General features: G+C 73.4%; 27 protein-coding genes. 11 read left to right on the top strand and 16 right to left on the bottom strand.

What is annotated here, in order from left to right; all coding sequences use genetic code 11:
* Positions 1-46 precede the first annotated feature (46 nt).
* From C8N24_RS24910 to C8N24_RS24950, 9 genes are all read right to left on the bottom strand, one after another.
* The gene (locus tag C8N24_RS24910) at positions 47-1,426 is read right to left on the bottom strand and encodes a dipeptidase (RefSeq protein ID WP_121255238.1); all 1,380 of its coding nucleotides are present in this window, start codon (positions 1,424-1,426) and stop codon (positions 47-49) included.
* A complete protein-coding gene (locus C8N24_RS24915; protein WP_121255240.1) occupies positions 1,423-2,907 on the bottom strand; it encodes an MFS transporter in 1,485 nt (494 codons plus the stop codon). Before C8N24_RS24915 ends, C8N24_RS24910 begins: the two co-directional genes overlap by 4 nt.
* Positions 2,904-3,368 carry a hypothetical protein gene (locus tag C8N24_RS24920; protein WP_121255242.1) on the bottom strand — a complete coding sequence of 155 codons (465 nt, stop codon included), beginning with the start codon at positions 3,366-3,368 and terminating at the stop codon, positions 2,904-2,906. Before C8N24_RS24920 ends, C8N24_RS24915 begins: the two co-directional genes overlap by 4 nt.
* Entirely contained in the window at positions 3,365-4,819 is a 1,455-nt protein-coding gene (gene gadC, locus C8N24_RS24925) for a glutamate/gamma-aminobutyrate antiporter GadC (protein ID WP_121255244.1), read from the bottom strand. Before gadC ends, C8N24_RS24920 begins: the two co-directional genes overlap by 4 nt.
* A gap of 130 nt (positions 4,820-4,949) precedes the next feature.
* Positions 4,950-5,327 carry a hypothetical protein gene (locus C8N24_RS24930; protein ID WP_121255246.1) on the bottom strand — a complete coding sequence of 126 codons (378 nt, stop codon included), beginning with the start codon at positions 5,325-5,327 and terminating at the stop codon, positions 4,950-4,952.
* Positions 5,328-5,331: 4 nt separating this feature from the next.
* On the bottom strand, positions 5,332-5,895 hold the full coding sequence (locus C8N24_RS24935; protein WP_121255248.1) for a hypothetical protein: 564 nt from the start codon (positions 5,893-5,895) through the stop codon (positions 5,332-5,334).
* A 9-nt stretch (positions 5,896-5,904) separates the two neighbouring features.
* Positions 5,905-7,467, bottom strand: coding sequence for an MFS transporter (locus C8N24_RS24940; protein ID WP_121255250.1), 1,563 nt, complete (start codon positions 7,465-7,467; stop codon positions 5,905-5,907).
* Positions 7,454-10,168: a cation-translocating P-type ATPase gene (locus C8N24_RS24945; RefSeq protein WP_121257977.1), complete on the bottom strand. Its 2,715-nt coding sequence runs from the start codon at positions 10,166-10,168 to the stop codon at positions 7,454-7,456. Before C8N24_RS24945 ends, C8N24_RS24940 begins: the two co-directional genes overlap by 14 nt.
* A gap of 151 nt (positions 10,169-10,319) precedes the next feature.
* Positions 10,320-10,814 carry a DUF1269 domain-containing protein gene (locus C8N24_RS24950; RefSeq protein ID WP_121255252.1) on the bottom strand — a complete coding sequence of 165 codons (495 nt, stop codon included), beginning with the start codon at positions 10,812-10,814 and terminating at the stop codon, positions 10,320-10,322.
* 131 nt (positions 10,815-10,945) lie between these two features.
* Here C8N24_RS24950 and C8N24_RS24955 point away from each other — a divergent pair, with 131 nt between their 5' ends.
* The 5 genes from C8N24_RS24955 to C8N24_RS24975 are packed head-to-tail and all read left to right on the top strand — an operon-like array spanning position 10,946 to position 13,435.
* Positions 10,946-11,401, top strand: coding sequence for a DUF6325 family protein (locus C8N24_RS24955; RefSeq protein ID WP_211340134.1), 456 nt, complete (start codon positions 10,946-10,948; stop codon positions 11,399-11,401).
* A 16-nt stretch (positions 11,402-11,417) separates the two neighbouring features.
* On the top strand, positions 11,418-11,687 hold the full coding sequence (locus C8N24_RS24960) for an SHOCT domain-containing protein (RefSeq protein WP_121255254.1): 270 nt from the start codon (positions 11,418-11,420) through the stop codon (positions 11,685-11,687).
* A 3-nt stretch (positions 11,688-11,690) separates the two neighbouring features.
* Entirely contained in the window at positions 11,691-12,122 is a 432-nt protein-coding gene (locus C8N24_RS24965; protein WP_121255256.1) for a DUF7144 family membrane protein, read from the top strand.
* 3 nt (positions 12,123-12,125) lie between these two features.
* Positions 12,126-12,938 (top strand): hypothetical protein, encoded by an 813-nt coding sequence (locus C8N24_RS24970; protein ID WP_121255258.1) that lies wholly within the window; start codon positions 12,126-12,128, stop codon positions 12,936-12,938.
* Positions 12,935-13,435, top strand: a complete 501-nt coding sequence (locus C8N24_RS24975; RefSeq protein ID WP_170179396.1) for an RDD family protein — start codon at positions 12,935-12,937, stop codon at positions 13,433-13,435. Before C8N24_RS24970 ends, C8N24_RS24975 begins: the two co-directional genes overlap by 4 nt.
* Here C8N24_RS24975 and C8N24_RS24980 read toward each other — a convergent pair.
* From C8N24_RS24980 to C8N24_RS24995, 4 genes are all read right to left on the bottom strand, one after another.
* Positions 13,409-13,885 (bottom strand): DUF1269 domain-containing protein, encoded by a 477-nt coding sequence (locus C8N24_RS24980; RefSeq protein ID WP_121255262.1) that lies wholly within the window; start codon positions 13,883-13,885, stop codon positions 13,409-13,411. The genes C8N24_RS24975 and C8N24_RS24980 overlap by 27 nt on opposite strands.
* Positions 13,882-16,173, bottom strand: coding sequence for a winged helix-turn-helix domain-containing protein (locus tag C8N24_RS24985; RefSeq protein ID WP_147447974.1), 2,292 nt, complete (start codon positions 16,171-16,173; stop codon positions 13,882-13,884). The genes C8N24_RS24980 and C8N24_RS24985 overlap by 4 nt, the downstream gene beginning before the upstream one ends.
* A gap of 112 nt (positions 16,174-16,285) precedes the next feature.
* Entirely contained in the window at positions 16,286-17,134 is an 849-nt protein-coding gene (locus C8N24_RS24990; protein WP_121255266.1) for a class II glutamine amidotransferase, read from the bottom strand.
* A gap of 1 nt (position 17,135) precedes the next feature.
* The gene (locus C8N24_RS24995; RefSeq protein ID WP_147447975.1) at positions 17,136-17,525 is read right to left on the bottom strand and encodes a hypothetical protein; all 390 of its coding nucleotides are present in this window, start codon (positions 17,523-17,525) and stop codon (positions 17,136-17,138) included.
* A 141-nt stretch (positions 17,526-17,666) separates the two neighbouring features.
* Here C8N24_RS24995 and C8N24_RS25000 point away from each other — a divergent pair, with 141 nt between their 5' ends.
* From C8N24_RS25000 to C8N24_RS25010, 3 genes are read left to right on the top strand one after another with little or no spacing between them, the layout of a single operon-like run.
* Positions 17,667-18,434 carry a CYTH domain-containing protein gene (locus C8N24_RS25000; RefSeq protein WP_121255270.1) on the top strand — a complete coding sequence of 256 codons (768 nt, stop codon included), beginning with the start codon at positions 17,667-17,669 and terminating at the stop codon, positions 18,432-18,434.
* Positions 18,431-19,966 (top strand): Ppx/GppA phosphatase family protein, encoded by a 1,536-nt coding sequence (locus C8N24_RS25005; protein ID WP_121255272.1) that lies wholly within the window; start codon positions 18,431-18,433, stop codon positions 19,964-19,966. The genes C8N24_RS25000 and C8N24_RS25005 overlap by 4 nt, the downstream gene beginning before the upstream one ends.
* Positions 19,967-20,021: 55 nt before the next feature.
* The gene (locus C8N24_RS25010; protein ID WP_147447976.1) at positions 20,022-21,875 is read left to right on the top strand and encodes a sensor histidine kinase; all 1,854 of its coding nucleotides are present in this window, start codon (positions 20,022-20,024) and stop codon (positions 21,873-21,875) included.
* Between the two features lie 3 nt (positions 21,876-21,878).
* On the opposite strand, the gene C8N24_RS25015 is transcribed toward C8N24_RS25010, so the two are convergent.
* Positions 21,879-22,565: a response regulator transcription factor gene (locus tag C8N24_RS25015; protein ID WP_121255276.1), complete on the bottom strand. Its 687-nt coding sequence runs from the start codon at positions 22,563-22,565 to the stop codon at positions 21,879-21,881.
* Positions 22,566-22,652: 87 nt separating this feature from the next.
* Between C8N24_RS25015 and C8N24_RS25020 the strand changes: the two genes are divergently transcribed.
* Positions 22,653-23,621 carry a universal stress protein gene (locus tag C8N24_RS25020; RefSeq protein ID WP_121255277.1) on the top strand — a complete coding sequence of 323 codons (969 nt, stop codon included), beginning with the start codon at positions 22,653-22,655 and terminating at the stop codon, positions 23,619-23,621.
* 6 nt (positions 23,622-23,627) lie between these two features.
* Here the strand turns inward: C8N24_RS25020 and C8N24_RS25025 are convergent, their stop codons facing one another.
* Positions 23,628-24,008, bottom strand: a complete 381-nt coding sequence (locus tag C8N24_RS25025) for a response regulator transcription factor (protein ID WP_121255279.1) — start codon at positions 24,006-24,008, stop codon at positions 23,628-23,630.
* A 206-nt stretch (positions 24,009-24,214) separates the two neighbouring features.
* On the bottom strand, positions 24,215-24,838 hold the full coding sequence (locus C8N24_RS25030; RefSeq protein WP_121255281.1) for an ERCC4 domain-containing protein: 624 nt from the start codon (positions 24,836-24,838) through the stop codon (positions 24,215-24,217).
* A gap of 36 nt (positions 24,839-24,874) precedes the next feature.
* Between C8N24_RS25030 and C8N24_RS25035 the strand changes: the two genes are divergently transcribed.
* Both C8N24_RS25035 and C8N24_RS25040 read left to right on the top strand, forming a co-directional pair.
* On the top strand, positions 24,875-25,810 hold the full coding sequence (locus C8N24_RS25035) for a LysR family transcriptional regulator (RefSeq protein WP_170179397.1): 936 nt from the start codon (positions 24,875-24,877) through the stop codon (positions 25,808-25,810).
* A 118-nt stretch (positions 25,811-25,928) separates the two neighbouring features.
* Positions 25,929-26,708: a neutral zinc metallopeptidase gene (locus C8N24_RS25040; RefSeq protein ID WP_121255285.1), complete on the top strand. Its 780-nt coding sequence runs from the start codon at positions 25,929-25,931 to the stop codon at positions 26,706-26,708.
* Positions 26,709-26,711: the final 3 nt, after the last annotated feature.

Here is a 26,711-nt window from a genome sequence, read left to right on the forward strand (position 1 = left end):
CGCTCGAGCCGCTGCGCGAAGTCGTGCGCGGTGAACGTCGCGGCGGTCATCGGACGGCGCGCGCGTAGTTCTCCAGGAACAGCGCCTCCGAGAGCGCGAGGTGCTCGATCTCGGACGGGTCCACGCTCTCGTTGGGCGCGTGGATCAGGCACTGGGGCTCCTCGACGCCGAGCAGCATGATCTCCGCGTCGGGGTAGGTCTCGGCGAACACGTTGCAGAGCGGGATCGACCCACCCTGGCCCTCCGTGGTCTGCTCGTGCCCGTACGCCTCCTCCATCGCGGCCTTCATCGCTTCGTAGCCGGGGCCCGACAGCGAGCCGACGAACGGGTCGCCGACCGCGACGCGCTCGATCGAGCAGCGCAGCCCCCAGGGAACGCGCGCCTCCAGGTGGGCGATCATCGCGTCCTGCGCCGCGTTGCCGGTCACCCCGTTCGGGATCCGGAGGCTGATGCGCGCGGCGGCGGACGCCTGCACGGCCGCCGAGGAGCCGACGACGGGCGGCACGTCGATGCCCAGGACGGTGGCCGACGGCCGCGCCCACAGCATGTCGGCGACGCTGCCGTCGCCCATCAGCTCGACGCCGTCGAGCACGTTGGCGTCCGAGCGGAACTGCTCCGCGGCGTAGTCGACGCCGGTCCAGACGCCGGTGTTGTCGAGCCCGTCGACGGTCGTGTTGCCCTGCGCGTCGTGCAGGGTGGCGAGCAGCTGGATCAGGCCGACCACGGGATCCGGGGCGGGGCCGCCGAACATGCCGGAGTGCATCGGGCTGGCCAGCGCGTCGACGCGGACGTCGATGCTCGTCATCCCGCGCAGGGTCGTCGTCAGCGTCGGCACGCCGACGGCGAAGTTGCCCGTGTCGACGACGAGGATCGTGTCCGCGCGCAGCAGCTCGACGTTGTCGGGGACGAACGCTTCCAGCCCGCCCGTGCCCTGCTCCTCGGAGCCCTCGCAGATCAGCTTGATCCCGCAGGGGAAGCCGCCGTTGGCCCGCAGCGCCCGCAGCGCGGTGAGGTGCATGACGATGTTGCCCTTGCAGTCGGCGCTGCCGCGGCCGTACCAGCGCCCGTCGCGCTCGGTGAGCTCGAACACGGGCACGGTCCAGGCGTCCTCGCCGAGCGGCGGCTGGACGTCATAGTGGCAGTAGAGTAGGACCGTCGGCGCGCCGTGGGGCGCCGGGTAGTGCCCGTGGACGCAGTGCGAGCCGTCGGGCGTCAGCGAAGCTTGGACGTCCTGCAGGCCGACCTCGGTGAACGCGTCGACCACCCAGTCGGCGGCCTTCTTGCACTCCTCGGGCGGGTACTGCTTCGGGTCGGCGACGGACTGGAAGGCCACGAGCTCGGCGAGGTCGTCCTTCGCCTGTCCCATCAGCTCGCCGACCGTGTCACGGAGGGTCTTGACCGGCACCGGTGCTCCTTTCGTGCTCATGCCGCCACCTGCTCGCGAGCGGGCGGAACCGGGATCGTGTGCAAGCTCGCGGCGGCGCCGGCCGCACGGTCGAGCGCGTGGGCGCGCCGCAGCCGCAGCCGCCGCAGCAGCACGACCAGCGCGACGCCGAGCGCCGCCCACACCGTCATCAGCACGCACGCGTCCCCGAGCCCGGAGGCGAGCGCGTCGGCGTCGCCGGCGCCGTCGGACGCGGCCGAGTTGATGCCGGCGTTGAACACGGTCGCCACGACCGCGACGGCGACCGCCGCCCCGATGTAGCGGGCCATGTTCGAGATGCCGGACGCCTGGCCGACCTGGTCGGCCGACACCGCCGCGGTCGAGCCGGACGAGGCCGGGCCGTTGGCCAGCCCGAGCCCGATCGCGAGCCCGACCATCGGGGCGACGAACGCGGCGTAGGTCCACGACGACTCGACGAAGGCGAGCACGCCGAACCCCGCGGCCGCGAGCAGGAAGCCGAGGCCGACGGCCCGCGCGCCGCCGATCTTGACGGCGAGCGGCGTGATCACCGGCGTGATGGCGATCATCGCGGCGGCCGCCGGCAGGGTCGCCAGGCCGGCCTCGAACGCCGACATCCCGAACCCGGCCGGGTCCTGGAAGTACAGGCTCAGCACGTACATCAGCGCGTTGATCGTGCCGGCGACGATCAGGATCGCCAGCGTCGCGCCGACCAGCACGCCGTTGCGCAGCAGGCTGAGGTTCACCAGCGGCGCCTCGGCCCGGCGCTCGACCAGCACGAACACCACGGTCGCCACGATCCCGACCGCGAAGCAGCCGAGCGTGGCGGCGGAGGCCCAGCCCCAGTCGTTGCCCTTGCTGAACGCCAGCACGACCGGCGAGAGCGCGAGCGCGATCAGCGCCGTCCCGGCCCAGTCGATCGCGCGCGAGCGCTCGGTGTCACGCGACTCCGCGACCGTGCGCAGCGTGAGCGGGACGCACGCGAGCGCGATCCCGGCGTCGATCCAGAACAGCCCCTGCCACCCGGTGGACTCGACGAGCAGCCCGCCGACGAGCGGGCCCATGGCCGCGCCCGCGGCCGACGCGGCGCCCCACAGCGTGATCGCCTTCATCTGCCCGGAGCCGGACGCGGCCACCGACAGCAGGCTCATGCCGCAAGCGAGGATCGTGGCCCCTGAAGCGCCCTGGATCATCCGGCCCGCCACGACGCCCGTCGCGCTGGTCGACAGCGCGATCAGCACGCATGAGCCGATGAACAGGGCCAGCCCGGCGAGGAAGATCTTCCGGCGCCCGAGCACGTCGCCCAGCGCGCCGGAGGTGACGATGACGGCCGCGCCGACGAGCGAGTAGCCCGTCACCGCCCACTGCAGCTCGGCCACGGGCGCGCCGACGTCCTGGCTGATCGAGGGCAGCAGGATCGTCACGGCGGACGTGTTCGCGTTGACCACGAACGCCGAGACGCACGCGGCGGCGAGGACGCCTTTGCCCGCGGCTCGGTCAGTCATGGCTTCAGCGTCGCGTCGGTCTTGAGCGCGTTGACCTTCTCCTGGTACGGCGCCAGCTTGTCCGGGCAGTAGGTCTGCAGGATCAGCGCCTCGCCCTTGAGGATCCGCGGGTCGACGATGACGCCGCGGCGGCCGACGAACGATGCCCCGTTGGTGAGCGAGTCCAGCAGCGTCGCCTTGCCGAGCGCGTTGGCGGGGTTGGCGCACACCGGGCCACCGTCGTCGCCGAGCGTGGCGACGATCTGGTCCTGGTCGGCGGGCACCGGCAGCCCCGCCGACTCGAAGGCGGACGTCAGCTCCAGGGCCTTGTCCTGCGCCGCCTGGTTGTCCTGGGCGGTGTCGTAGACGATCAGCCCGACGATCGCGAGCACGGCGACCACCGCGCCGACGACGATGTACATGGTGCGATGGCTCGAGGGCGTCTGCGCCGGCGCCTCGGGCTTCGCGGCCGTGGCGCTCATGCCGATGCCTCCTCCGACTTCCAGCTGGGCTTGCGGAACTTCAGGAACAGCCACGGCGGCAGCAGCCCGAGCAACACGGTGCCACCCAGGATCAACCCGACGTACGCCGCGGTGCTGCCGTTCTCGAACTGCGACGGCGGGACGAAGCCGATCAGGATCGCGGCCGCCGAGGCGAGGAAGCCGACCACGCACAGGAACGTCAGCGCCGGCGCCGTGTACCCGCGCTCGACCTCCGGCTGCCGCTTGCGCAGGTTGACCGCCGCGACGAACATCAGCAGGTAGACGACCAGATACACCTGGGTCGTCATCACGCTCAGGATCCAGTAGGCGCTCGACACGGACGGGATCAGCGCGTACATGAGCGCGATCACCGTCGTCACGGCGCCCTGCACGCAGAGGATGTTGACCGCGACCTCGTGCTCGTTCTGCTTCTGGAAGAAGGGCGGCAGGTAGCCCTCGCGGCGGGCGATCATCAGCAGGCCCTTCGACGGCCCGGCCAGCCACGTGAGCATGCCGCCGGCCGACGCGCAGACGAGCGCGACCGCGACGATCGGGACGAGCCGCTCGATCCCGAAGTAGCCGAAGAACTCGCTGAACGCCTGCATCACGCCCGCCGTCAGGCTCAGCTGCTGCGCCGGGACGACCCAGCTGATGGCCAGCGCGGGCAGGATGAAGATCAGCAGCACGAGCCCCATCGCGAAGAACATCGCCTTCGGGAACTCGCTCTTCGGGTTCTTCAGCGACCCGACGTGGACCGAGTTCATCTCCATGCCGGAGTACGACAGGAAGTTGTTGACGATCAGGACGAGGCTGGCGATGCCGGTCCACTGTGGGACCAGATGGTCGGCGTCCATCGGCGCCGCCGACGAGTTGCCCTGCATGAGGAAGACGATGCCGAGGATGACGAGCAGCGCGCCCGGGATGAGCGTGCCGATCAGCAGCCCGCTCGAGGCGAGCTTGGCGATCCCGCCGGTGCCGCCGCGGGCCGACATGAACACGCCCAGCCAGAACACCAGCACGATCACGATGCCCGTGTAGACGCCGTTGGTCGCGAGGTCCGGGTTGAAGACGTAGGCCAAGGTGCTCGCGACGAACCCGAGCAGCGTCGGGTAGTAGAAGATCGTCATCGCGAACTGGCACCACACGGCCAGCAGACCCCACTTGGCGGACAGGCCCTCGCTGACCCAGCGGAACACGCCGCCGGTCCAGCCCGAGGCGAGCTCCGCGGCCACGAGCGCCTGCGGCAGTAGGAAGATGATCGCCGGCACGACGTACAGGAACACGCACGTGAGGCCGTAGACGGCCATCGTCGGCGCGCTGCGCAGGCTCGCCACCGACGCGGTGGTCATGAACGCCAGCGTCACCCACGTGATGTACGTGGGCTTGACGATCGTGACCTTCGCAGCCGGTGCCGCGACTGAGCGGCCGGCCGGCACATCCATCGACGCCATGCGACACCTCCCAAGGTGCACTCGTGTGTCCGCACGGTCCCATCCGTGCGGGTCCCACACATCACCCGATGGGGGTGAAAACGGCTCTGGGGCGCGGTTTGAAGCTAACCCGCGCCGCCGGCCCGGTCGGTCACAGGTCCTCGACGTAGCGGTCGGCGTAGAACGTCATCGACTCGGGCCGGGCGCCGCGCAGCGCCTCCGCCGCCTGCGCCTTGGCCTGCTCGTCCTCGCCGACCATGACGCCCACGACGTAGTGGCCGTCGCGCAGGTGCTGGGCGTACTCGCGCACGTGCTCGCCGTCGTCGCTGAACAGCGACTGCAGCTTGCGCACGAAGGAGCGGCCGTGCGCCTCTCCGTCGACGTCGATGCGCGCGAGGCCCCGCTCGCCGTGCAGCACGTCGTAGCCGAGGCCGGTCTGCTCGAGCCGCCGGCGCGCGGCGTCGCACGCGGTGTCGTCGGCGAAGACGGCGACCACGCTGCCGGTCGGGTAGGGGAAGGTGTCGGTCATCGGGTCACGCTCCTGAGAAGGCGGCTTTGCAGTCGGCGGAGATGGCTTGCAGCTGGGTGCGCACGGCGTTGGCGGACTCGCCGGAGAAGAGCGAGCCCAGGGCCGACAGGTACGCGCGGCCGCAGTCGGCGGCGATCTGCGCGTTGCCCTTGGCCACCTCCGCGTTGGCCCGCGCCTCGTCGACCTTGGCCTGAGCGTCGTCCCCGGCGGCCGCGGCGGCCGCCTGCGCGTCCTTGCCGGCCTGCTGGACGGTCGCCTTGGCCTGCTCGATGTCCTGCGTGATCGCGGCCACGTCCTCCTGCGTCGCGCCGACCTGCGCGACGAGCGCGTCGTAGGCGCCCTTGAGCGTGTCGCGCGCGGCGCCGCCGCTCTCCTGCGCCTCGGCGACCTGGGCCTGCATGTCGGCCACCTGCTGCTCGCTGCTGTCGAGGTCCGACTGCAGCGACAACGCCCAGACGAGCAGGCCGATGCTCACGAGCGTGAGGGCGACCGCGAGCCAGATCCACGCCTTGTTGTGGCCTGTCGGCGCGGTCGAGGTGGGAGTTGCCTGAGGTTCGGTCGTGGACATGTCGGCTCCTTAGGCGAGGGCCAGCTCCGCGCCGGCGGACGGCTTGGGATCGGGACGGCGCACCATCCGGAAGCTGTTCGCGAGCCCGAGCAGGGCGGCGATCAGCGGGACGAGCAGCGCGACCTGCAGCGCCAGCGGCCGCGCGTCGGTGTTGATGGCGACGATCTCGTCCTGGATCGCCGGCGGCTGGGCGGCGAGCTGCTCCTGCAGCGCGCTGTTGCTCATCACCTGCGCGTCGTCCTCGAGCGCGTCGGCGACCTGCTCCTGCGCCGCGGCCGGCAGCACGTCGCTGTCGCGCGCGAGCTGCGTGAACGCGATCGACAGCGTCGCGAGCATGATCGCGCCGCCGAACGCGAGGCCGAACGAGAGGCCGAACGAGCCCGCGGCCGAGTTGACGCCCGCGGCCTCGCTGACGCGCTCGTCGGACACGGGGGAGAGCGTGTAGTTGTTGAGCTGCGACACGAGCAGGCCGAAGCCCGCGCCCGCGACGATCAGCGGCGCGACGAGCGCCCAGCCCGAGCCGGCGCGGGGCACGATCGGCAACAGCGCGACCAACCCGAGCGAGAGCAGGGCCCAGCCGATGCGGATCACGCTCGCGGGACGTCGGCGGCCGGCGCGCCGACCGGCGAGCAACGCGGCGGCGAACATCGTCAGCGACAGCGGCGCGATCGTCAGGCCGGTCTCGAGCGCGTTGTACTCGAGCACCATCTGCAGGAAGATCGGCAGCGCGATCATCATCCCGCCGAGCGCGATGTTCTGCAGCATCTGCGAGGTGAAGCCGAGCCGGAACAGGTCCGCCTTGAACAGGTCGGGGTCGAGCAGCGTCGGCTTGCCCGCGCGCTTGCGGCGCACGAGCCAGCGGGACAGGGACACCAGCCCGACGAGCCCGACGGCGATCAGGAGGCCGACGAGCTCGCCGCCCTCCTGCCAGACGAGGATGCCGACGATCACGCCGCCCATCCCCACCGCCGACAGCACCGCGCCGACGCCGTCGACGGTGCGCGCCCCGGTGTAGGGCACGTCCTTGACCCGGCCGAGCCCGAGCAGCACGCCCGCGATCACGACGACCTCGAGCGCGAAGCCGACGCGCCACGACAGCGACGTGGTCAGGAAGCCGCCGAGCAGCGGCCCGACCGCGGCCGCGACCGCCGACGCCGCGCCGACGAGCGCGTAGGCCTGCTTCTGCGCGGCGCCCTCGAAGTTCCCGTGGATCAGCGACTGCATGGACGGCAGCAGCAGCGACGCGCCGAGCCCGCCGATGATCGCCCAGAACACGACGATCGCGAACAGCCCTTGCGACAGCGTCATCGCCAGCGCGCCGATCGCGTAGCCGAGCAGCCCGAGAACGAAGGCGCGCTTGCGGCCGATCAGGTCGGCGACCTTGCTGCCGATCAGGATGAACGCGGCGGACACGAGCGCCTCGAGCGCGATCGCGCCCTGGACGCCGCTGACGGTCGTCCCGAGGTCGTCGACGACGCTCGAGATCGACACGTTCATCAGCGACGTGTCGACCACGAGCACGAACATCGCCGCCGCGAGCAGCAGCGCGAGCCTGCGCTCACCGGCGGCCATGGGCCAGCTTCCGGATCTCCGACGCCACCAGCACCGTGAGCCCGGCGCCGAGGCAGATCAGCCACTGGTGGCCGGTCAGCGGCACCGTGTCCAGCACGCGCTGCAGGAACCCGAGCTCGGTCGTGAGGATGATCGCCACCGCCGACAGCAGGGACGCGATCACGAACGTGCGGTCGTTGAACGTGTCCAGGCTGAACACGGTGCGCCACTCGTCACGGGTCGCGAACGAGAACACCAGGTTCGAGACGGCGAACGTCGTCAACGCCATCGTCCGTGCGAGGTCCGCGCCGTGCTCGTGCTCGGCCCAGGCGGCCACGCCGAGCGTCGCTGTCGCCATCACGAGCCCGGCGACCACGAACCAGCGCGTGTCGGCGCGGTGCAGGATCGGCTGGTCGGGCTTGCGCGGGCGGCGCTCCATCACGCCCTCGCTCGCGTCCCCGTAGCCGAGGCCGATCGCCTGGAACACCTGCGTGGTGAAGTTCACCCACAGCGTCTGCATCGGCAGGAACGGGATCCCGGAGACGATGTTCAGGAGGCTCGCGCCGAGGAACGTCAGGACCATCCCGGCCAGCGCGCCCATCTGGAAGCGGATGTACTTGACGAGGTTGTCGTACAGCCGCCGGCCGAGCTCGATCGCCTTGACGATCGTGGCGAAGTTGTCGTCGGTGAGGATCATCGCGGCGGCCTCCTTGGAGACCTCGGTGCCGGTGATGCCCATCGCGATCCCGATGTCGGCGCGCTTGAGGGCCGGGGCGTCGTTGACGCCGTCGCCGGTCATGCCGACGACGTGGCCCTTGCGCTTGAGGATGTCCACGAGCCGGACCTTCTGCTCGGGCGTGACGCGGGCGATCACGCCGATGCCGTCGATCTCCGCGTCCGCCTGCTCCTCGCTGAGCGCGGCGAACTGGGCGCCGGTGATCGCGCGGCCGCGGATGCCGAGCTGCTGCGCGATCGCCTCCGCCGTGACGGCGTGGTCGCCGGTGATCATGCGCACCTGGATGCCGGCGGCGTGGGCGGTCGCGATCGCCGCCTTGGCGGCCGGCCGCGGCGGGTCGACGATGCCGACGAGCGCGAGCAGCGTCAGGTCGGTCATCAGCGCCAGCAGGTCGCTGCCGGGGTCGAACGCCTCCGGGGCGAAGTCCTTGCGCGCGGTCGCCATCACGCGCAGCCCCTGCTTGCCGAGCCGCTCGTTCTCGTCGAGGTAGCGCGTGCGGAAGCCGTCGTCGACGCGCGCGGCCAGCAGCGCGGGGTCCAGCCGCCAGGCGCTGCGGGCCAGCAGCTGGTCGGGCGCGCCCTTCACGAACGCGCGCACGACGTCCTGGCCGGACTCGTCGGTCATCCGGTGGAACGTCGCCATCAGCTTGTAGGCCGTGTCGAACGGAAGCTCGGCGACGCGCGGGTAGCGCTCGCGCGTCTGGTCGAGGTCCAGGCCGCCCTTCTCGGCCAGCACGACGAGCGCGCCCTCGGTGGGGTCGCCGATCATCTCGCCCGCGTCCGTGAGGACGGCGTCGCAGGCCAGCGCGAGCGGCAGCATGAACGGCTCGAGATCGATCGGCGGCTCGCCCGCGACGTGCTTGATCCGGCCCTCGGTCGAGTAGCCGCTGCCCGAGACCGTGTAGCGCCGGCCCGGGATGGTGAGCTCGACCGCGGTCATCTGGTTGAGCGTCAGCGTCCCGGTCTTGTCCGAGCAGATCGCCGAGGTGGCGCCGAGCGTCTCGGTCGAGCGCAGCCGCTTGACGATCGCGTTCGCGTCCGCGAGCAGGCGCGTGCCGCGCGACAGGATCGTCGTCACCACGGCGGGCAGCCCGGTCGGGATCGCGGCGATCGAGAAGGCGACCGCGACCGTGAAGACTTCGGTGAAGCTCTGCCCGCGCCACATGTTGAGCACGACGGACGCGACCAGCGCGAGGCCGGCGATGGTGACGAGCTGCTTGGTCAGCTTCTCCAGCTGCAGCGTCAGCGGGGACTTCGCCTCCTGCGTCTGCTGGAGCATCCCGGAGATGTGCCCGACCTCGGTCCCCATCCCGGTCGCGGTGACGACGAACTCGCCCGTCCCGCGCGTGACGTTCGTGTTCATGTAGACCATGTCCGTGCGGTCGCCGAGCGCGGCGTCCGGCGCCGCGACCGACTCGACGCCCTTGCCCACGGGCACGCTCTCGCCCGTGAGGGCCGACTCGGCGACCTCCAGCGTCGCGGCCGCCAGCACGCGGCCGTCCGCCGGCACGACGTCACCGGCCTCGACGTTCACGACGTCACCGGGCACGAGCTCCTCGGCCGCCAGCTGCGTGAGCTTGCCGTCGCGGCGCACGCGCGCCTTGACGATCATCATCTTCGCCAGCGCCGCGACCGCCGCGGCGGCCTTGCCCTCCTGGTTGAGGCCGAGCACCGCGTTCAGCAGCGTCAGCAGCAGGATCATGATCCCCGTGCCGGGCTGCTTGACGGGGTAGATCGAGATCACGCCGGCCGCCAGGAGGACGATCTGCATCGGGTCCCGGTACTGGCGCAGGAACGCGTGCCAGCGGGGCTCGGCCTTGGCCTCGGCGAAGCGGTTGGGTCCGTAGCGGCGCAGGCGCTCGGCGGCTTCGGCGCTCGTCAGGCCCTGCTCGGGCACGACGTCGAGCTCGTGCGTGGCGCCTTCGCGCGAGAGCGCGTGCCAGGTGGGCACTTCGGCCGGGGTCGGCGGCGGGGCGGTGGTCGCCATGCTGCGCAGCATCAGCCGTGAGGTGGGCCGGTGGCAATGAAGCGCGCCTGAGTCGCTCGGGGGTGCACGCACCCCCGCCCCTCAACGACGTCGCCCGCCCCGGGGTGGGGGCGGGCGACGGGTCCGGCCGGGGGGACTGCCGGCAGGGGGCTCAGGCGACGGCGGCCGCACCGAGGGCGGCCCGGAGGCGCTCCTCGTCGTCCTCGCTGAGGGAGGTCTGCACGATCTCGCCGCCGAACGGCGCGAGGCGCTCGAGCACCTTGTCGCGCGCGCCGGCCTGGCCGAGCGCGATCAGGGCGGCACCGCCCGGCGGCATCTTCGCGCCGAGCTGCTTGACGAGGTTGTCGTCGACGCCGGCGTCGGTCATCTTGCCCGCGACCGCTCCGGAGGCGGCGCCGATGGCCATGCCGAACAGCGGCACGAGGAACAGCAGCCCGATGAGACCGCCCCACATCGCGCCGCCCGCCGCGCCCGCTCCCGTGAGGCTCATCGCCTGGTGGAGCTTGATCTTGCCGTCGGGCTGGTGCTCGACGACCACTGCGTCTTCGAGCGTCAGCAAGTGCTCCTTGGTGGCCTGGATCAGCTCGGCCCGTACCCGTTCCGCGGTGGCGGCATCGGGATAGGCGATCGCTATGAGTGTGCTCATCGGACTCCTTTGGTCGACGGCCCGCAGTGTCGGCGCAACCCGTCCGCGCTGCCTCACCCGGATCGGATGATGTCCGTCCGCGGCGGCGCGGCGATGCTCGACCTCCGCTTCGGAGAGAGAAGGAGGCACCGGTGACGCAGGAACCGCTCGACGAGATGGGCCCGATCGACTACGCCGTCTTCGAATGGCCCGGCCGTCAGCCGCAGGGGGACGCGGTCCCGCTGCTGATCGACCTCGCGGACCGCGGCATCATCCGCATCCTCGACATCGCACTCATGGTCAAGGGCGAGGACGGCACCGTGGCCGCCGTCGACCTCGGCGACCTCGAAGGCCAAGGCAGCGCGTTCGAGCAGTTCGCCGGCGCGTCCTCCGGCCTGCTCGCGCAGGACGACCTCGACGAGGCCGCCGAGGCGCTCGCGCCCGGCACCTCCGCCGCGGTCCTCGTGTGGGAGAACCGCTGGGCCGCGCCGGTCGCGGTCGCCGTCCGCCGCTCGGGCGGCCAGCTCGTCGCGAGCGGCCGCATCCAGATCCAGGCCATCCTCGCCGCGCTGGAGGCGGAAGAGGCCGGCACCCCGTCCACGCTCTGAGAGAGAAGGAGACACGATGCCCGGACTCTTGCGCGGGATGGCCCGCACCGCGGTCGTCGCCGGCACGGCGACGGCCGTGAGCAACCGCGTGTCCCGCCGCCAGGCCAACCGATGGGCCCAGCAGGGAACGTATCCGCCGCAGTACGCGGAACCCGAGCCCGCCCCGGCGCCGTCGGCTCCGCCCGTGGACCCGGTCGAGCAGCTGCGCGAGCTCGCCAAGCTGCGCGACGACGGCATCCTCACCGAGGAGGAGTTCGCCGCCGAGAAGCGCAAGGTCCTGGGCTGAGCGATGGCCAAGACGCAGATGCCGCCCCGCACGACCGCCACGAGCGACAGCGGGGCCTGGACCGGCTGGATCATCTTCGCCTCGCTGATGCTGGGCGTGGTCGGCTCGATCAACATCATCCAGGGCCTCGTGGCGTTGTCGCGCGACGACTACTTCCTGGTCCAGAGCGGCAACGACCTGTTGCTGTTCGACTTCGTCGCCTGGGGCTGGGTGCTGATCGTCTGGGGCTGCCTGCAGGTGGCGGCCGCCGTCGGGCTGAACATGGGCATGGGCTGGTCGCGCTGGCTCGCGATCGGCATCGCGTCGATCGGCATCGTGATCCAGATGCTGTTCCTCTCCGCCTATCCCATCTGGTCGGCGATGATCATCGCGCTGGACGTGATCGTGGTCTACGCGCTCACCGCGCGCTGGGCGGAGGCCCGGGCGGGGTTGTAGGCGATGATCGTCTGGCGGATCGCGGACGTGGCCTCGCGTCCCGCGCGCGGCGCGTGGAAGCTCGCCGGGCGCGCCGAGCGGAGCGCTCGCCACCGGGTGGTCGAGGGCAGCGGCCGGCTGACGCTCGTCTGCGTCGACGCGGCGCTCGTGTCCCCGTACGCCAACGAGGTGGTGCAGCGGGTCGTCGACTCCCAGCTCGCCGAGCGCGCGGTGGCCCGTGCGCTCGGCGGCCGGCTGGTGGACGTCGTCGCGGCCGACCTCGTGCGCTTCCGGGTGGTCGAGCGCGTGGCGGACAACCTGGTCGTGCGCGCCGCGCTCGACCGGGCGCTGGATCGGCTGGGCGAGGCCGAGGTGCCGCAGCAGATCGCGGACCGGCTGCTGGCGAGCGGGATCGCCGACCGGCTCGTGGAGCGGGTGCTGGACGGGCCCGAGCTCGAGCGGATCGTCGAGCGGGCGCTCGACAGCCCGGGCGCCGAGCGCCTGGTGACCAACGCGCTGGCCACGCCGGGCGCCGAGCGGCTGATGGTCCGGGTCGTCGAGAGCCGGGTCGTCGAGGAGGCGAGCATGCGGCTGGCCGAGGACGTGGTCGGGCGGTTGCGGGCGAGCCCCGCGCTGTGGACGCTGATCGACGAGATCGCGCAGAGCCCGGCCGTGCTCGACGCGATCGCCCAGCAGAGCGCGGGCTTCGCCGACCAGGTCGGCGACGAGCTGCGTGAGCGCACGCGGCACGCCGACGACCGGCTCGAGCGCGCGGCCTGGCGGCTGTTCCGCCGCCATCCCGCCGACGGCGCGCCGTCGACCCCGGGCGTGGCGTGACCGACGGGTCCGCGTCGCCGGTGTATGCCGGCCTGGCGACGCGGACCTTCGCGTTCGCGATCGACGCGCTCGTGATCAACGTCGTCGCGTGGTTCGTGGGGGTCGTGGTCGCGCTCGGCCTCTCGCTGCTGACGATCCCGGACGGCGTGATGACGGCCCTCGCGGCGATCGGCGCGGGGATCGCGTTGCTGTGGACGGCCGTCTACTTCGTGTTCTTCTGGTCGGGCACCGGGCAGACGATCGGGGATCGCCTGCTCGGGATCACCGTGCGCGACGCGGGCTCGCTGGAGGCGCTGTCGCTGCGACGGGCGGCGCTGCGGGTGCTGGTCCTGCCGCTGTCGGCGATCCCGTTGTGCGCGGGCTTCCTGATGATCCTGGTCGACCGCCGCCGCCGCGCGTTGCACGACCGGCTCGTGCACACCGTCGTGATCTACGCGGAGCCCGTGCGGGCGCGCCGCCCGGCGACGGTGTCAGCGGTCCGCGAGCGCGTCGCGTAGGTGCCGCTCCTGCTCGGGCGAGAGCTCCGAGCGCAGCGCCTCGACGGCGAGCCCGTGCAGCCCTTCGGCCACGTGGACCGCGGCCGCGCGGCCGCTGAGCACGAACAGCGCCGACGTGCCCGGTGTGACGCTCTCGCGCACGCGCTTGACGAAGTCGTCGGCGACGCCGAAGTCGGCCAGGCTGCCGGCGACCGCACCCGCGGCCGCGCCGAACGACGGCCCGGCGAGCGGCGTGAGGAAGATCAGCCCGAGGAACATGCCCCAGAACCCGTGCCACAGCCGGCCCGGCCCGTTCAGCGTGCCCAGCTCCCGCGTCGTCGGCGTCTGCCGGTCCGGTGGCCAGGCGACCAGCGCGGCGTCGTCGATCCCGCCGACCGTGCGGGCGAGCGGCGCGATCGCCGCCTCGGCCCCGTCGGGGCGCGGGAACCGCCAGACCGTGAGCGTGTTCACGCCTCGCCGATCAGGCCGGCGCTGCGCCCACGGGCGACCGCGTCCGAGCGGCAGGACACGTCGAGCTTGCGGTAGACCGCGAGCGCCTGCGTCTTGACCGTGTTGGTCGACACGTGCAGCCGCTGGCCGATCTCGCGGAACGACATGTGGCTCGGCAGCAGCCGCAGCACGCGCAGCTCCGCGTTGGTGAGCATCGGACCGTCGCCGGTGGCCGTCTCCGCGAAGGCGTCCGCCCGGGCCCAGCCGTCGTGGATCCAGCGTTCCAGCGTGCGGTCGCCGGGCACGCGGGGCTGCAGGTGCGCGGCGCGCGTGAGCCCGCCGCGCGCGGCCGGCCCGTCGCTGAGCAGGATCTCGGCGCGCGCGAGCCAGATCTCGGCCTCCGCGAGCACCCACGGCACGAAGTCGGTGCGCGCCGCGAGCAGCCGCCGCGCGTCGACGGCGTCGTGCCGCGCCTGCGCGATGTCCCCGCGCTGCGCGGCGACGACCGCGCCCGTGGCCAGCACGAGCGCCCGGACGGCGCCGGGCACGCCGGTCGTGAGCGCGGCGTGCGCCGTCGCCGCGCACTCGGCGGCCTCGTCCCAGGCGTCGCGGTCGGCGGCGGTGAGCGCGAGCTGCGCGTGCGCGAGCGCGGCGACGACCGGCAGCTCGTCCGCGCGGTCGGCGGCCTCTTCAAGCAGGGGCGCAGCGGCGTCCGCGTCGCCGCCGAGATGCGCGGCGACACCGGCCAGCAGCAGCGCCAGCGCGTGCCACGGGCTCCACGGCGGAAGCAGCGTCCGCGCCTGGGCGGCGTCCGCGGCCATGTCCTCGAGCCCGTGCTGGGCGAGGCACGCGCGCAGGAGCGCGACCGCAGCGGCGCCGTCGTCGCACGCGAAGCCCGGGGGAGCGACGAGCTGCGCGGCGCGTTCGTTCGCGGCCGTTGCGGCGGGGTGCGCGGCGCGCTCGCCGGCGCGCACGTCCGGCGTGGCGCCGACGGTGGCGCGTTCGTCGGCGGGCCCGCTGGGGGTGGCGGCGTGCGTGGCGCGGCCGTCCGCGGGTGCTGTGCGTGCGGCGAGTGCGCGTTCGGCCGCGTCCAGGGCGCGTTCGGCGGCGGCGCGGCGGCCCGTCAACAGGCGGTGTGTGGCGACGGCCAGCGCCAGCGGGGCATTCGCGGCCACGGCGCGGGCGTCGAAGCGGGGCATCCACGGTTCGAGCGGCTCGGTCGGCAGGCCGGCGGCCGCCGGGCGTGCGAGCGCCCAGAGCAGGCGGCCGGCGAGCGGCGTGTCGCCGGCGGCGAGGGCGTGCGTCAACGCCGGTCGAGGGTGGGCTTCCGCCGCGTGCCAGAGCGCGGCGCGGCGCTGCAAGGTCGACTCGAGCTCGGGTTCGACGCGGGCGCGCTCGGCGCGGAGCATCCCCGCCAGCAGGGGGTGGACCGCGAGGCGCAGCGTGCAGGCGTCCGACGCGGTCAGCGGCAGCCCGCGGCGCACGAGCTCCTCGAGCGCCGGCCCGGAGCCGTGCGTGTCCAGGACGGCGTCGCAGGCCGGGGCGCTGAGCTCTTCGAGCACCGAGCAGCGCCGGGCGAACGCGCGCTGGCCGGGCGTCAGGGCGCCCAGCACGTCGTCACGGAGGAAGCTCGCGAGCAAGGGCTCGCCGCCGCTCAACGCCCCGAGGGCGAGCTGCGGGTCGGGTGCCTGGGCCAGGGTCCGCGCCGCGAGGTAGAGCGCCGCCGGCCAGCCCTGCGTCCGCCCGAGCAGCAGGTCGACCTGCGCCGGCTCGAGCCGCAGCCCGGTGGCCGCGACGAGCATCGCGGCCTCGAGGTGGGTCATCGCGAGGTCCTCCGGCCCGATCTCGACGACGCGCCGGTGGGCGCGCCAGCGGCCGATCGGGCCGGGCGGCGCCCAACGGGACACGAGTGCCAGCGTACGTCCGCGCGGCCACGTCGCGGCGGTCTCGAGCAGGCCGCGCAGCACGTCGGGGGACGCGTGCTGCGCGTCGTCGACCACCAGCACCTGCCCACCGGCCGGCGCCGACCGCGCCAGCAGGCGCGTGAGCCGCTCGTCGTGCGCCCCGGCCAGCGCGACGTAGGCGAACGGCCGGTCGTCGCGCAGCGCCCACTCGCTCACCAGCGTGCTCTTGCCGTAGCCGGCGGGAGCGGCGAGGACCGCGATCCGCGCGTCCTGCGCGTCGACGAGGCGACGCACGAGCCGCGCCCGCGGGACGGTGCCCGGCCCGGGGAGCGGTGGCGGGGGCCCACTCGGCGTCGCGTGCCGAGTGGGGTGCAGGACGAGCGCAGGGACGGTGTCGACGACCACGATGGCCTGAGCATCCAGCGACGCCCGTTCCCGGCCAAGGGAGCGCGCCCGCCACTTCGCGAGGGCGTGCACACCACCCCGGGAGGGCGGCCACGCACCCCCGCCACCCGGGTCAGGCGGCGGCCGGCTCGGGCACCTGCGGCCGGAACGGGACCTGCTCGTCCTGCCCGCGCTGGATGACGAGCGCCGTCGCCTCCGGCACCGCGACCCACACGCCCGGCAGGTCCGAGAGCGGCTCGGAGACGACCACGCGCGTCTCGTCCGTGAGCCGCTTGAACCGCGCGTTGTCGGGGTGCAGCGCCTGCACGGTGGCGCGGTCGGCCGAGACGTACAGCGTCCGCGAGCGGTGCTCGCTCGAGTAGCGGACCGCCCACAGCCGCTCGCCGTCGCTGAAGCCGAGCGTCATCTGCACCGCGTGCTCGACGCCGTGCGCGCGACCCGTCGACTCGACGAACCCGACCGCGCGCTCGACCGCGCCGAGCGGGTCCCGCTCGAGCCCGAACGTCAGCGCGAGGTAGAAGAGCACCTCCGAGTCGGTGGAGCCGGTGATGCCGTCGTAGAGCTCCGGGTCGACGGCCAGCATGAGATCGCGCCGCATCGCGTGGAACCCGTTGAGGACGCCGTTGTGGACGAACAGCCAGCGGCCGTGCTTGAACGGATGGCAGTTCGTCTGCTGGACCGGCGTGCCCGTGGTCGCCCGGATGTGCGCGAGGAACAGCGGCGACTCGATGTGCGCCGCCAGGTCGCGCAGGTTCTGGTCGCTCCAGGCGGGCGTGACGCTCCGGTAGCGGGCGGGCTCGCCGCCCGCCGCGCCGTACCAGCCGAGGCCGAAGCCGTCGCCGTTGGTGGTCTCGACGCCCTGGCGGGCGTGCAGGCTCTGGTCGATCAGCCCGTGGTCGGTCTGGTACAGCAGCTCGTCGATGACGATCGGGTCGCCGAAGTAGGCGTTCCAGCGGCACATGTCAACACCCCGGTCTCGTTGTGGATGGTGGTCGCGTCGGTCGCCGGCGCTCGGCCGCGGTCAGCCGCCGCTGAAGCCGCACCCGGTCGCGGGCGAACCGGCGCTCGCGGCTGCGGCGGTAGCCGTCGTCGACCACCGCCCGGCGCCACGTGTCGCACTGCCCGCACTGCAGAGCGACGCGCTCGTGCAGGACGTCGACGGCCTCCGACTGCATCCGGCGGACGGCCAGATCGCCGCAGCGCGGACAGCAGGCCAGCATCCGCCGCGTCCGCCAGCGGGCGATCCGCCCGATCACGACCGGCAGCAGCACCGCGAGGCAGAGCACCGCGCTGAAGCACACCGCCGTCAGCGGAGGTCCGTGCGTAGCGGGTGCCGCGGCGGCCGGCAACACGCCACGACCATCCTCACGCGCCGCGCCGGCGGCATCACCCCGAACGGGTGATGGCGGACCACCCGGGATGCGGTGTGCTCGCCGCGGCTCAGCTCGCGACCAACGAGAGGTGAAGATGTCCCGTCATCCAGAGGTGCGGTCATGACCGCCGTGGGGCCGGCGCCCATCGCCACGGGCGAGAAGCTCGTCGAGCTGCTGGCGCTCGTGCGCGAGGCCGACAGCGTCGAGCTCAAGGCCACCGTCCCGCTCGTCGACCAGCGCTCGACGCTGCTCGCGCTCGGCATCGACCCGCTCGAGGCCCAGATCCGGCTCGTCGTGTTCTTCGACACGCCCGATCTCGCGCTCAACCGCCAAGGGGTCGTCGCGCGCGCCCGGCGCGTGCAGGGCAAGGGCGACGACTCGGTCATCAAGCTGCGCCCCGTCATCCCCGGCGACATGCCGGCCAAGCTGCGCCGGCAGTCGGGGTTCCGCGTCGAGGTCGACGCGCTGCCCGGAGGCTTCGTCTGCTCCGCGACGCTCAAGGAGGCGCTGAAGCCGCCCGCGGTGAAGTCGGCGTTGAGCGGCGACCTGCCGATCCGCAAGCTGTTCTCCAAGGAGCAGCGCGAGTTCTTCGCCGCCCACGCGCCCGACGGCGTGCGGCTCGACGACCTCACGCCACTCGGACCGATCTTCGTGCTCAAGGTGCGCTGCGTCCCGCCGGAGCTCGGTCGTCGGCTCGTCGCCGAGGTGTGGCTATTCCCGGACGGCAGCCGGGTGCTCGAGCTGTCCACCCGCTGCGGGACCGACGAGGCGTTCCAGGTCGCGGCGGAGACGCGCGCCTGCCTGACCGCGCGGGGCGTCGACCTCGGCGGCGAGCAGCAGACGAAGACGCGCAAGGCGCTCGAGTACTTCGCCGGGCAGCAGGGATGACGGTCGTCGCGCGCTGGGAGTGGCGGATCTTCGGCGACGCCTTCGCCGTCGCGCAACGGCGCCTGACGGCGACCGTGCCCGAGCGCGTCGAGCACAGCGACGAGATCTACGTGGTCGCTCGCGGCTCGGACGCCTCGGTGAAGCTCCGGGGCGGGAAGCTGGACGCCAAGCGGCTGCTCCGCGTGGACCCCGAGGGGCTCGAGCAGTGGGTGCCGGTGCTCAAGGCGCAGTTCCCGCTCACGGCGGCGGATCTCGGCGGCGTGCTGGAGTTGCTGGGCGTGCCGGGCGAGCACGCGGGCGCGGAGACGGCGGACGCGTTCCTCGCCCTCGTCGCGCGCGAGCCGGACCTGTGCGCCGTCGGCGTGCACAAGAACCGCGAGCACTACACGTTCGCGGGGTGCATGGCCGAGTCGACCGAGCTGCGCACCGCCGGCGGCGCCATCCACACGCTCGCGGTCGAGTCGCCGGACCGTGAGCGCGTCGCCGCGGCGGTGAGCGCGCTCGGCCTCGCGGGCCGCAGCGTGGTGTCCGTCCCACGCGCGCTGAAGGCGCTGGTCGGCTTCGCGACCGCGCGGGCGGCGGTGATCGACATCGGCACCAACTCGGTCAAGTTCCACGTCGGTGAGCGCGGCGCCGAGGGCCGCTGGCGCACGGTGGTGGACCGCGCCGAGATCACGCGTCTGGGCGAGGGCCTCTCGGACGCCGACGAGCTCGCCCCGGACGCGATCGCGCGGACCGTCGACGTGATCGCGACCATGGGGACCGAGGCGCGCAGCCTCGGCGCCGCACGGATCGCGGCCGTCGGCACCGCCGCCCTGCGGATCGCGCGCAACGCCTCCGACTTCACGACCGCCGTGCACGACCGCTGCGGGCTGGTCGTCGAGGTGCTGCCCGCGGACGAGGAGGCGCGGCTCGCCTCCCTCGCCGCGGTGGCCGACCTCGCGCCGGAGGCCGACCGGACCGCGGTGTTCGACACCGGCGGCGGGAGCACGCAGTTCACGTTCACCCGCGGCCGGGAGGTCGAGGACCGGTTCAGCGTCGACGTCGGCGCCGTGCGGCTCACGGAGCGGTACGCGCTCGACGAGCCGGTGTCCGAGGAGACGCTGGGCACGGTGTACCGGGCGATCGAGGCCGAGCTCGCGGTGCTGCGCGGGCGCGGACGCCCCGACGTCCTCGTAGGGATGGGCGGCGCGATCACCAACCTCACCGCGGTGCGGCACGGCCTCGCTCGATACGACCCGGAGGTCGTGCACGGGACGGTGCTGACCCGCCACGAGGTGGAGCGGCAGATCGAGGTCTACCGCCGGCGCTGGGCCGCGGAGCGCCGCGGGATCGTCGGGCTCCAGCCCGCGCGCGCCGAGGTGATCCTGGCCGGCGCGTGCGTCGTCCGGACCGTGCTCGCGCTGCTCGGCGCCGACGCGCTGCTCGTCAGCGACCGCGGGCTGCGGCACGGCGTCCTGGCCGAGCGCTTCGGCCGCCTGACCAACGGCCATGCGCGCGGGCGGCCCGTCGCCGGGATCGTCGACCACTGAACCATCCCGTGCGGGCGATGTCGTGAGCCGTGAGGGGTGAGAGGCTCGTGGGACGGTGGCGGGCGGAGAGATGACCTCGCACGCGGTCGACTCGACCGCATCCCGGCCCACGCCGTCCCCGGCGGCGCGGCGGCTCACCAGCGCGCTGGCGCTGGTGGGCGCGTGCGTGTGCGCGCTGGCCGTCAGCTTCGTCGTGCAGGCGGCGCCGGCGGATCAGCGGGTCGCCCGCGGCGTGACGGAGCTGCTGGTGGTGGGCGTGCCGATCGTCGCCGGCCTCTACGCGCTCGGCAGCCCGCACACCGTCCGCAGCGGGGCGATGCTGCTGTCGATGGGGTTCGCGTGGTCGCTGACCGCGCTCGCCGAGTCGGACGAGAGCCTGCCATACAGCATCGGCCGCGTCGCCGCCTGGCTGGTGTTCCCGGGCCTGATCCTGCTGATGCTGACGTTCCCGAGCGGGGTCCTCGACCGCGGTCGGGACCGGGCGTTGCTGTACGCGTTGTGCGGGGTCCTGACGCTGCTGTTCCTCGCCTCCGCGCTGTTCGTCGTCGAGTTCCCGAGCTCCACGCCGTGGGCGACGTGCACGGACGACTGCCCGGCGAACGCGTTCATGGTCGTCGACCGCGAGCCGGCGATCGTGGGCCGCTTCCTCACCCCGGCGCGCGAGCTCCTCAGCGTCCTGCTGCTCAGCGGCGTGCTGGTGTCGATCCTGCTCCGCTGGCGCGCCGCGACGCCGCTGCAGCGGCGGACGATCTGGCCGGTCGTGATCGCGAGCAGCCTGTCGGTGGTGCTGCTGGCGGCGTTCTTCGTCGCACGCCGGCGCGGCGAAGACGCGTCGACCGTGGAGACCCTCGGCCTGCTGTGGGGACTTTGCATCCCGGCGATCTCGGCCGCCTTCCTGGCCGGGCTGCTCCGCCGCCGGCTGTTGCTGGGGCAGGTGCTCGCCGACCTCGCGGGGCACCTGAGCTCCGGGCTCGACGTCCGCCGCGTGCGCGACGGCCTGGCCAGCGCGTTGCGCGACCCGTCGCTCGAGGTGCTCGTGGCCGACGGGCCGGTGCACTGGCGCGACAGCGACGGTCGCGTCGGCTCGCTCCCGGCCGCGGGGAGCGGGCGGGCGGTGACGATCGTCGGGGCGCAGACCGCGCCCGCGGTGGCGCTCGTCCACGACACCGGGTTGGAGGCGGATCAGGAGCTGCTGGGCGCGGTCGGCTCGCTCGTGCTGGGGACGGTGCGCCACCACGCGGTGGCGATGTCGCTCGCGGGCGCGCTGCAGCAGCTCGCGCAGTCGCGGCGGCGGATCGCCGAGGCGGCCGACCACGAGCGCGCCCGGATCGAGCGCGACCTCCACGACGGCGCCCAGCAGCGGCTGATGGCGCTGCGGATCCGCCTGTCGCTGGCCGAGGAGCTGCTGACCACGGACCCGAAGACCGGCATCGGCGCGGTGCACGAGCTGGGGGACGAGGTCGAGCGCACGCTGGACGAGATCCGCGCGCTGGCGCACGGCGTCTACCCCGCGGTGCTCAACGACCGTGGGCTCGCGGACGCGCTGCGCAGCGTCGCGGCCGACGCGCCCTTGCCGGTCCACGTGCAGCTGCGCAGGCTGACCCGTCACTCGCGGCAGGTCGAGACCGCCATCTACTTCACGTGTGTCGAGGCGCTGCAGAACGCGGTCAAGCACGCGCACGGCGCGAGCGGCGTGTGGATCGCCGTGACCCAGGACGCCGTGCTGAGCTTCGAGATCCGCGACGACGGCGCCGGGTTCACGCCGCCGCCGGAGACGGGCGGGAACGTCCCGGGGCACATCGGCCTGCGCAACATGCGCGACCGGCTGGAGGCGGTCGGCGGGAGCCTCGTGGTCGAGTCCGCGCCCGGCCACGGCACCCGCATCAGCGGGCGGCTGCCGCTCGACTGAGCGTCAGTGGGTCTCGAGCGCGCTCGTCTCGGCCTCCGACAGCAGCATCAGCGTGGCCTTCACGCGCTTGCTGACGTCCTCCGCGTCGGCGAGCCGGAGCTTGAGGAAGATCGCGTTGATGTGCTTCTCGACGGCGCGCTTGGTCAGGTAGAGCGTCTCCGCGATCGCGGTGTTGCTCTTGCCCTTGGCGATCTCGGTCAGCACCTCCCGCTCGCGCGCCGTCAGGTCGTTCAGCGGCGAGTGCTCGGCGCGGGCACGGGCTTTGACCAGCCCGTCGACGATCTGCGAGTCCACCATCGAGCCGTCCGTCGCGACCGCGCGGATCGCCGCGGTCAGCTCCGCGCGGTTGTGCACCCGCTGCTTGAGCAGGTACGCGCGGCGGTTGGAGCCGTGCTCGAACAGCGCCAGCGCGTAGATCGGATCGGCGTACTGGCTGAGGACCACCACGCCGACCTCGGGGTGCGAGTCGCGCAGCGCGGCGGCGGCGCGGATGCCCTCGTCCGTGTGCGTCGGCGGCATGCGGATGTCCGTCACCACCACGTCGGGCGCCTCGCGGGCGCACGCCTCGCGCAGCCCGTCGAAGTCACCGGCGCAGGCCACCACGGCGATCTCGTCGTCGAGGTCGAGCAGGCGGCAGATGCCTTCGCGGACGAGCAGGCTGTCCTCACCCAGAACGATGCGGATGGGCATGGCCGGACACTACCAGCGAGCAGGGCGACCTCCGCTTCACCCGATTGAGGCGATGCGAAGATGGCACGACCGACCTAGCGTCGGCCCATGGAGACTTCGGGCCACATCCGTCACGCGCCGGTGCTCGCAGCGTTCTCCCCGGAAGCCGGCGCGCGGGAGCCGGTGGAGTTCGCCGTCGCGGCGAGCCGCATCACCGGCGCCCCGCTGATCATCGCCGTCGTGGTCGACACGGGCTCGCCCGTGCGGCTCGGCGGCACCGTCGCCGCCGACGGGCCGTCGTTGCCGGCCGGCGTCGCGGCGCCCGTCAGGCACCTGCAGTCCGAGCTGGAGGGCCGTGGCGTTCCGGTCGAGGTGCGCGTGTTCGAGGACTCCACGGCCGCGCGCGGCCTGGCCCGGGCGATCGACGAGCTCGAGCCCGAGCTCGTGGTCGTGGGGGCGACGAGCCGCGGGGAGCGCGGCGCCCTGCTGCTCGGCACGACGGCCGGGCGCGTGATCCGCGTCAGCGCCTGTCCGGTCGCGGTCGTGCCGCGGGGCTACACGCGTCCGGAGAACGGCGTCCAGGTCGTGTGCGCCGCCTACACGCGCACCCCCGAGGGTCAGGACGCGCTCCGGGCGGCGGCGTCGCTGGCGCGCAGCGGGCGCGTGGCGTTGCGGGTCATCCACGTCGTCGAGCCCAAGCACATGCAGGAGGAAGCGCATCAGCTGATGGCCGAGCAGCACCACGCCGTCGGCGCGGAGTCGCAGTACGCCGCACGCACGCGGCTGGACATCGAGGCCCAGACCCGTGCGGCGGTCGCCGAGGTGGCCGGTGACCTCGACGCGGACGTCGACCTGATGATCGACGAGCCGGTGCGCGCGCTCGCGGCCGCGTCCGGGCACGTCGACCTGCTGGTCATGGGCTCCCGCGGGCTCGGTCCGCGGCGGTCGGTCGTGCTCGGCAGCGTCTCGCGGCGCGTGATCGAGCGGGCGGCCTGCCCGGTGATCGTGATCCCGCGCGACACGGAGGCCAAGAGCGAGGAGCTGCTGTCGGACGTGGAGGCGCACGCGCCGCGGTGAGCGTCGTCAGCGGCGCCGGTGCGCGACCCACAGCCCGCGCAGCATGCGCGGCGTGAGCCAGTGCTTGCGCACCAGCGCCGCCGCACCGCACGAGCGGGCGAGCCCGGCGAGCTCGCCCGTCTCGACCGTCGTCGCGAGCACGATCACCCGGGTCGCGTCCCGCGCTCGCAGCCGCGCGGCGACCTGCATGCCGTCCATCCCGTCCATGCGCACGTCGACGATCACCATGTCCGGGTCGAGCGTCTCCGCGTCGCGCAACGCGGCGGGCCCGTCGGCGGACGCGCCGACGTGCTCGAAGCCGGGCGTGGAGGCGACGATCGCGTGCGCGGCGGCGTGGAAGTGCGGCTGATCGTCCACCGTCATCAGCCGGACCGGGCGCGTGTCCATGGGCGCAGCATCGAGCGCGCCCGGCGGGCGGGCAAGGAGGTACGCACCTGCTCGGAGCGGACGCAGGCACGAACGCAAACGGGGCGCCCCGCCAGGGACGCCCCGTTCACTGAGGAGGAGGGTGGCACGCCGACACGGAGGAGGGGGTTCCAAACGGCGCGACACGACTGGGGTTCCCGCCGGCTCGGGTTCGATAACCGCGACTTTCAGCCTTCGTCGTGGAAGAGCTGCGCCAGCCGGGCGGCGCGGATCGGGCCGACGCCGGCGACGGCACGCAGCTGCGCCTCGTCGGCGGCGAACACGCTCGCCAGCGAGCCGAAGTGCGCGAGCAGCCGCCGGGCGGTGACGGTGGAGATGCCGGGCAGGCAGCCGAGGACGTCCTCGGCGGACTGGCGCAGGTCGTCGGTGGGGCGGCGCGTGCGCGGGCGCCCGCGCGGCTCCGACGGTCCCTTGCCCTCGAGCCGGTGCAGTCGCACGAGCCAGGCGGCGCTGTCCTGGCGGCTGGAGGTCTGCAGCACCGACACGCCGGTCGTGAGGACGCGGGCGAGCGCGCCCTTCCAGCTCGGCTCGGCGATGTGGACGGGCTGGCCCTCGACGAGCAGGACCACCGACGTGTAGGCCTCGCGCAGGCGGTCCAGCTGCTCGAACAGGCGGCGGTCCTTGATCGACGCGGCGAGGTCGGCGCCGGTCTTGCGCTCGACCACGAGCCGGTCGGAGACCAGGTAGTCGCCGGCCGGCAGCCGCGCCGCGGAGACGTCGAGCCCCGCGGCCTCGAGCGCCGCGGGGATGCCCGACTTGACCTCGCCGTGGTCGAAGAGCACCGCCGCCATCGGGAGGGGTCTACCCGGCTGCGAGAATGCCGCGCCGTGGAACTGCGGCGTCTGCGGCTGCTGCTCGAGCTCTCGCGCCGGGGCACGGTCGCGGCGGTCGCGGACGCGCTCGCGTACAGCCCGTCCTCGGTGTCGGTGCAGCTGGCCGAGCTCGAGCGCGAGGTGGGCGTGAAGCTGCTGCGCAAGGTGGGCCGCAACGTGGCGCTCACCCCGGCCGGGCGCCGGCTGGCGGACTACGCGGCGTCGGCGGTCGCGGCCGACGAAGCGATGCTCGCCGAGCTGGCCACGCTGGACGGCAAGCCGCGCGGGACGGTCCGGATGAGCTTCGTGCAGACGCCCGCGCTCGCGCTGCTGCCGGCCGCGCTGGCGACGCTCGCGCGGACCGCGCCCGACCTCGCGGTCGAGGTGGTGCAGCGGGAGACGCTGCCGGGGCTCGAGGACCTGCGCTCGCGCGCCGTGGACGTGGTGCTGGGGATCGACTACGACCCGGTGCCGGTTCCGCGCCACCGCGACGTCGACCGGCGCGACCTGATCCGCGAGGAGGCGTTGCTGGCGGTGCCCGCGAACGACCCGCTGGCGGCGGCGGGCGGGCCGATCGCGCTGGCGGACGTCGAGCACGCGGTGTGGGCGGCCGGGCACCGCGGCACCGGGCACAGCGCGACGGTCGAGACGATCTGCAACGGGCTCGGCGGGTACGCGCCCAACATCCGCCATCGCACCGACGACGCGTTGATCCTGCGCGCGCTGGTGTCCTCCGGGCAGGCCGTCACGCTGCTGCCGGCGCTGATCGGCACGGCCACGCCGGAGGTCGCCGTGCGGCCGATCGCCGAAGGCCCGGTGCGCCGGACGATCTTCACCGCGGTGCGCACGACCGCGATCGACCTGCCCGCGGTGGTCGCGGTGCGCGAGGCGCTGCACGCGGCGGCGGTGGCGGCGACCGACGGCCGCGCCGACGTCACGGTCCTTCAGTAGAAGGGCGATGCCGCCACCGTCCCCGCTGAGCTGATCCTTAGCCGCCTCTCCGACGAGTCTTACGCCGGGATGCCTCACTGAACGTCATCGAATCGCGAATGACACAAGGAGAACCCCTATGAAGTTCCTGATCGGAGGGATGCTGACGCTCGTCGTGGCCGGTGGCACCTTCCTCTACCTCGGCACCGCGCGGGCCGACGAGCCCTCGCGCGCCCCGGCGAGCGACGCCCACGGGCTGGTGCTCGGCTCGGCCCAGGAGGCGCAGCCGGAGACGATGACGGACTTCCTGACGGCCGTGACGAAGGACGTCGACGCGTACTGGACGAAGGTGTTCGCCGACAACGGGCTGCCGGAGCCGCGCGTGACCTACCAGTGGATCCCGGCCGGCCAGTCGGCGGCCAGCGCGTGCGCGGACAGCAGCACGTCCGGCGACGACATCGCGGCCTACTGCTCGGCCGACGACACGATCTCGATCTCCGAGGCGTTCGCCTCGCGCATCTACGACGGCGAGCTCGACCACGCGCTGCCCGGCAGCTCGCAGGGCTACGGCGGGACCGCCGGCGACTTCGCCGTCGCGTACATCGTCGCCCACGAGTACGGCCATCAGATCCAGGACGAGCTCGGGCTGTTCGATCAGTACGGCTCCCAGGTGCCGACGTCCGCGTTCGAGCTGCAGGCCGACTGCTACGCCGGCACGTGGGCGAAGAGCGCCTACGACGAGAACCGGCTCGAGGACGGCGACGTGCAGGAAGCGCTCGACGCGGCGCTCGCGGTCGGCGACTTCGACGCTTCGAACCCCAGCCACCACGGCACGCCGGAGGAGCGCAAGGCGGCCTGGAGCACGGGCTTCGAGTCCGGCGACCCGTCCGCCTGCAACACCTACCTGCAGGCGGCCTAGCCG

Origin of the sequence: Solirubrobacter pauli (genome assembly GCF_003633755.1) — a bacterium.
Classification (GTDB): Bacteria; Actinomycetota; Thermoleophilia; order Solirubrobacterales; family Solirubrobacteraceae; genus Solirubrobacter; species Solirubrobacter pauli.